This window comes from Streptomyces sp. NPDC005533, from assembly GCF_042871845.1.
In the GTDB taxonomy this organism is placed as follows: Bacteria; Actinomycetota; Actinomycetes; order Streptomycetales; family Streptomycetaceae; genus Streptomyces.
The window spans coordinates 193,178-199,261 of the sequence record NZ_JBIAJH010000014.1; the positions used below are offsets into that span (position 1 = coordinate 193,178).

4 protein-coding genes and 1 pseudogene are annotated in these 6,084 nt (G+C 75.1%); 1 reads left to right on the forward strand and 4 read right to left on the reverse strand.

The genetic code is table 11. From position 1 onward, the window contains the following. Positions 1–69 precede the first annotated feature (69 nt). The 4 genes from ACFYP3_RS17195 to ACFYP3_RS17210 all read right to left on the reverse strand — a co-directional run bounded on the left by ACFYP3_RS17195 (position 70) and on the right by ACFYP3_RS17210 (position 5,299). The gene (locus tag ACFYP3_RS17195) at positions 70–2,157 is read right to left on the reverse strand and encodes a SpoIIE family protein phosphatase (RefSeq protein WP_388832619.1); all 2,088 of its coding nucleotides are present in this window, start codon (positions 2,155–2,157) and stop codon (positions 70–72) included. A 12-nt stretch (positions 2,158–2,169) separates the two neighbouring features. Next, positions 2,170–2,454, reverse strand: coding sequence for a hypothetical protein (locus ACFYP3_RS17200; protein WP_388832622.1), 285 nt, complete (start codon positions 2,452–2,454; stop codon positions 2,170–2,172). 24 nt (positions 2,455–2,478) lie between these two features. Continuing rightward, the gene (locus ACFYP3_RS17205; protein ID WP_388832666.1) at positions 2,479–3,780 is read right to left on the reverse strand and encodes an NAD(P)-binding domain-containing protein; all 1,302 of its coding nucleotides are present in this window, start codon (positions 3,778–3,780) and stop codon (positions 2,479–2,481) included. A gap of 67 nt (positions 3,781–3,847) precedes the next feature. Beyond that, positions 3,848–5,299, reverse strand: coding sequence for an ATP-grasp domain-containing protein (locus ACFYP3_RS17210; RefSeq protein WP_388832625.1), 1,452 nt, complete (start codon positions 5,297–5,299; stop codon positions 3,848–3,850). 294 nt (positions 5,300–5,593) lie between these two features. Here ACFYP3_RS17210 and ACFYP3_RS17215 point away from each other — a divergent pair. After that, positions 5,594–6,084 (forward strand): annotated as a pseudogene (locus ACFYP3_RS17215) (hypothetical protein); the annotation flags it as partial.

Below are 6,084 nucleotides of genomic sequence, written 5' to 3' on the forward strand. Positions count from 1 at the left end.
CACGATCCGTTCCATGGACCGCATCATCACCCCGGCTCCGCTACGCCACAACCCGGGGTGACCGGTCGGTCACTCGGCGCTCCGAGGGCTGCCGCCGAGCGTGAACTCGCACCAGACCGCCTTGCCGTCGCCCCGGGACTCCACACCCCAGTGCGTGGCCAGCGCGTCCACCAGCAGCAACCCGCGGCCCGTGGTGGCCGCCTCGCCCGGGGTGCGCCGGCGCGGCCACACGCTGGAGCGGTCCTTGACCCACAGCCGGATCCGCCGGACCGGCTCCGGCAGCACCTCCATGGTCAGCACCGCCCCGCCGTCGGTGTGCAGGAGGGCGTTGACCAGCAGCTCCCCGGCCGCCAGCTCCACGTCGTCGGCGAGGTCGGGCATGCCCCAGTCGCGCAGGGCCTGGCGCAGGGCGTAGCGGGCCTCGGAGAGGCCTTCGGGGTCGGCCTGGTGGACGTACTGGTGGATGCGCGGCGCCCGGTGGGTGCCCGGGTCGGGGGCCCGGCGCAGCACCAGCAGGGCCACGTCGTCGCCGGAACCCCAGCGCTCCCAGAGCCGGTCCGAGAGGTGGTCGGCGAGCGCCTCGGGCGCCTGCGGGCCGCTGCGCACCGCCTGCGCGAGGGCCTCCATGCCCTGGGTGATGGTCGTGCCCGGCTCCTCCACCAGGCCGTCCGTGCACAGCACGAGCGTCTCCCCGGGGACCAGGTCGAGCCGGGTCTCGGGGTACTCCTCCTGCTCGAAGACCGAGGCCAGCCCCAGCGGCAGGCCGCCGCGCACCTTGGGCCAGCCGGTACGCCCGTCCGTGTGCCGGATCAGCGGTCCGAGATGGCCGGCGCGGACCGCCCGTACCCCTCCGGTCTCCAGGTCCACCTGCGCGTACATGCAGGTGGCGAAGCGCTCGGTGTCCAGTTCGGCGAGGAAGCGGGAGGCCCGGGCCAGCACGGTGGACGGCGGATGGCCCTCCCCCGCGTACGCCCGCAGCGCGATCCGCAGCTGGCCCATGATGGCCGCCGCGTGCGTGTCGTGGCCCTGTACGTCGCCCACCACGATGCCGACGCGGTCGCGGGGCAGCGAGATGACGTCGTACCAGTCGCCGCCGACCTCCCGCCCGCTCCAGGCGGCGTGGTAGCGGACCGCGATCTCGCCGCCGGTGATGTCCGGGATCCGGCGGGGCAGCATGGCGGCCTGGAGGCCCGTCGCGAACTCCCGCTCCTGGTCGAAGAGGAGCGCCCGCTGGAGGGACTGGGCCACGATGCCGGCCAGGCCCAGGCAGAGGTTGCGCTCCTCCGGGCTGAACTCGCTGCGCCGCCGGTAGAAGAGGACCAGCCCGCCGATGGCCTTGGCCTGCGCGATCAGCGGCAGATAGGCGGCCGCGTCGAACCGGATGCGGTTCAGGTAGTCCGCGAGGAGCGGGAACTCGGCGCCGAGTTCGGCGAGCGAGGTGACGAAACGTGCCTGCCGGGTGAGCACCGCGTGCGACAGCGGCAGCGAACCGTCCAGCCGGGTGAACCGCCGCTCGCCGAGGATCTCCAGCGTCTCCCCGCTCAACGCGATGATCTTGATGGTGCCGCCCTCGACGAGCCCCAGGGCCAGCCCGTCCGCACCGAGCCGCTCCAGCGCGCCCGGCCCCGTCAGCGCGGCCGTGACGTCGTCCACCGTCACCGCCCTCGACAGGGCCTCCGTGGTCCGCTGCACGATCGTCGTCTGCTGGGCGCGTGCCGCCTCCAGCTTGCGCAGCAGCGTGGCGTGGGCCAGCTCCGCCGTCGCGTCCCGGACGATCCCCACGATGCGCTGCGCCTGCCCGTCGCCGTCCCGCAGGACCCGGCCCGAGGTGTGCGTCCACTGGTCGAGGCCGTCGCGCCGCTGCACCGTGAAGTACGCGCCGTACGTGTCGCCGCCGCTCTCCAGGACCCCCGCGATGGCCTCGGTCAGCCGGACCCCGTCCTCGGGCCGGATGTGCAGCCCGACCCCCTCCGGGGTGCCGTCGAACTCCCCCGGCCCCAGGTCGAAGACGGCCATCGCGGCCTCGTCCAGCACCACCGTCCCGGCGTCCAGGTCCCACTCGAAGCTGCCCATGCCGTTCAGCGCGAGCCGCTCCCCCGGCGCGGTCACGGGGGGCCGCCGGACCGGCTCCGGTCCCTCGTGCTCCGCCGCTGCCACCTTCCACACCACCTAACGGCCGGGCCAGCACGGCTGCGAGATCAGCCGCTCCCACTCCTCGTCAGGATGCCCCGGAAGGGTGCGCCCGGCCTCCCGCCAGCGCTTGACGACCGACAGGTAGATCGTGGCCTGGTCGGCGGCCGGGGCGCTCGCGTACGGCCCCCCGTACGGGCCCGCGTACGGAGCCGCGTGCGGGGCGCGCTCGAACCCGCCGGCCCTGGCCGTCGTGGCGGCCTGTTCCGCGCGGCTGGCGGGAATGCGTACCCAGCCGCGGCCCTGTGCTCGCTCCGCGCTCATCACGGACCCCTCTCACCGCGGATCTCACCGCGGATACGTCGTCGGATGCCCTGGGGGTACCCCCGGAGGGCGTCCGGGGGAAGCCGCCCTGTCGAACCGGGCGACCCCGGTGGAGCCCGGCCGCGGACCCCGCGCGCCGAGGCGCCTGCGGACTCCTCTCACCAGTCTCCCCGCCGTGAAGCCCGCGCCGTGCACGAATCGCATGGAAGGGCCGAATGAGGGAGCCGTCAGCAGCCCCGCGAAGAACAGCCCGGGCCACGAGGACTCGAAGCAGGGGCTCAGCTCCGGCGCCCCGCTGTGCCCCACGGTCTCCAGGCCCGCCCGCAGCCCCGCGTCGAGCAGCTCCAGCCGGGCCAGGTCCGGGACGAAGCCGGTGGCCGCGATGACGTGCGCGACGTCCAGGACCACGGACTCCCCCGCCGGGGTGGACAGCCCGAGCCGGGTCCGCTCGCCCACGGCGACCGCCCGGTGCAGCCGGTGCCCGAGCAGCACGGGGACGCGCCGCTCGAAGCGGTCGCGCAGCCACCAGGCGCCGGCCGGGCCCAGCGCGGTCGCCGCGATCCGCTCCCGGGTGGAGGCGGGCAGCCGGCGGACCGCCCAGGGCAGCTCCGACCAGACCCAGCTGCGCCAGCCGGTGCCGAGGCCGCTGTGCGGATCGCGCAGGGCGCGCAGCGCGGGCCGCTCCAGTGGCTGCGGGACGGTGTTCCAGTTCAGCCGGGAGCGCCGGGCGACCAGGCACGGCCGGGCGCCCTGCTCGGCCAGCAGGGCGGCGGTCTCCAGGGCGGCCTGCCCGGCCCCGAGCACGGCGACCTCGTGGCCGGCGAAGCGGGTCAGGTCGCGGTGGCCGCTGCTGTGGGAGTAGTGGGCGGGCGGCAGCTCGCGCAGCCCTTCGGGGTGGTGGACGAAGGGCATCACCCCGACCGCGAGGGCGACCGTGCGGGCGAGCAGGGGCGGTCCCTCGGCGGTGCGGACGCGGAAGCCGTCGCCCTGCGGGGTCACCTCCGTGACGGTCACCTCCTCCACCTCCGGTGCGGCCTGCCGGGCGAACCACATCCCGTACGCGCTGAACGTGTCGATCGGCAGCGGAGTGCCGTGTTCCGCGACGGTTCCGCGCGTGGCGCAGTAATCGGCGAGGGTGTGCCGCCCGTCCGGCGCGGACAGGTTGGAGGACCAGGGCTCCGACTTCAGGTACATGCCGTCGGGCATGTGGTCGCGCCACGAGGCCATGGGCCGGCCCAGCAGCCGTACGCCGAGCCCCGCGCCCGCCGCGTGGGCGGCGACGGACAGCCCGTACGGGCCCGCGCCGATCACCACGAGATCGTCGATCCGCGTCACGGCCGCTCCTCCAGCTCGATGGTCACCGGCCCGGCCCGGTCCGCCGCGCCGGTCGTGGTCAACGCGTCACCAGCTCGTCCGGCTCGGCCGACGCCTCCGGCGGGACGGGACGGGAGGCGGACCCGGAGGCCGCGGCGGAGCCGGGCCCGGGAGGGGCGGCGGCCGGCTGCTCCCCGCGCTGGCGGGGCGTACGGACGACCGCGCGCGCCGTGCGGCGGCCCTGCTCCGGGACCCCGCGCAGGACCCGTACCCCCTTGCCCGCACCGCGCCCGAGGAAGGCGCCGAGCATCGCCAGGAACGGCAGCAGGTCGTCGGCGGCGAACCAGGCCGTCTCCACCCCGCCGCCGCGCCCCGGCCGCACGGGCCGGTCCGCCGGCGCCTGCCGCGCACCGGCGGCGGCTCCGGGGTGGTCCGGGCGGGCCTCCGGCTCAGGCTCCCGTTCCGGCTCCGCCGCACGTCCCGGGCCGGTCCGCTGGCCGGCGACCACCGGCGGGCCCTGCTCCACGGCGCCGTCCGGCCGGCCGGCCGCCGTCGCCGGAGCGGCGGAGCCCGCCACGTGCTCCGCCGCCCTGCGGCGCGGCAGCGTGCCGCCCCGGACCGCCGCCAGCAGTGCGTAGTTCTCCGCGACGAACACCCGGCCCGGACCGCCCGAGGGCTGCGGGACCCGCTGGCCCGTCAGGTCCAGGTACATCGCCTGGACCACGTCCAGTCCGGCCGCGTCCGTGAACAGCCGGAACTGCGCGCCCGGACGGGGGTTGAAGTCCACCAGCCGGAAGCACCCCTGCTCGTCCCGGCGGAAGTCCAGATCCAGGATCCCCTGGTAGCCGAGCCGTTCGGCGAGCCGCAGCGCCGCCGACTCCACCGCCGGATCCGGCAGCCAGCGCCCCACCGCCGTCAGCCCCGTCCGCACCGGCCAGGACAGCTCCTTGCGGCCCGATCCCGCGAGCAGCGGGCGCCCGCCCCGGGCGAAGGCGCCGTGGAAGAACCAGTCGGTGTCCGGACCGGCCGGCAGGAACCGCTGGAGCAGCAGCCGGCTGCCGGCCTCCGCGGAGCGCTCGTACAGCCGGCGCGCCTCGGCGGTGGTGTGCACCAGCGTGGTGCTCCGCAGGCCGTCGGCCCCGCTGGGCAGCAGCCAGGGCCGGCTCCACTTCGCGACCACCGGCAGGCCGAGCCGCCAGGCCGCCTCGGCGGCCTCGGCCCCGCTCGCCGGGATGACGGTCTCCGGGTGCGGGACGTCCCAGCGCGAACAGAGCCGCGACAGCTCGGCCTTGTCGGCGACCCGGGCGGGCAGGTTGTCGGGCTGATGGGGGATCCGGAACCGTTCGTGGAGCATGGGCGCGACCCGGGACACGGCGATGGCGCTCAGGTCGTCCATGGCGATGAGCACGGCCTGACGGCCGATCCGCTCCGACACCCCGGTCAGGCACTCCAGCAGCGCCTCGGGCGCCTCCGGGTCCAATCCGCCGGCCGGTCCGGCGTGCACGGCGCGCAGGTACCGCGAACGCCCCATGGGACCTCCCCCGGCCTCGACGACGGCATGGACCTCCACGCCCTTGCGGCCAAGGGATCTGACGGCGCCGAGGGTTCCGTGGTGGAACGGATTCCGATCGAGTCTGAGCACGACGGCGGGCACATGGTTGAGATACGCGTGCATGGCAACGGTGTCTTTCACCTAGTCGGACCAAGCGGGGGTGGTGTGCACCTGCTAATGGCCTACGCGGCAGTCACCGAACAGGCCATTCGTCAGATCTGATGCCTAACGTCTTTGGAAAGCACACCGATTCAGGAAAGCTCGGGAGACGCCATGCCCAGACCACGCCGCCGACTGGCGAGCACCTGCATCGGTACGGTCACGGCCGGACTGCTCGCCAGCGGGGCCGCGCTCGCGGCTCCCGGTGAGGACCGGTCCGAGGGCTCCGACATCGCCATGGGCGCCTACCTCGACTTCGGGCCGCCGGGAGTGGCCCGGATCCCGCACCTGTCGAACTGGCTGGGCGGCAGGGAGATCCGGGTCGGACACACCTATCTCCCCGGTGACCAGTGGGCCGGCATCGAGGGCCGGGTCTCGTTCCTCGACGACTGGGCCGATTGGCGCCTGGCCGAGGACGACCGGATGTTCGTCCTCAACGTGCCCATGCAGGAACGGAACGAGAGCCGCGTGCCCGACCACGAGGTGGCCCGCCTGATCAGGGCGGGCGCTGAGGGCGACTACGACCAGCACTTCCGCAGGCTCGCCGAGCGGCTGGTGTCGCTGGGCGTCCCGGACACGGTCATCGTGCTCGGCTGGGAGATGAA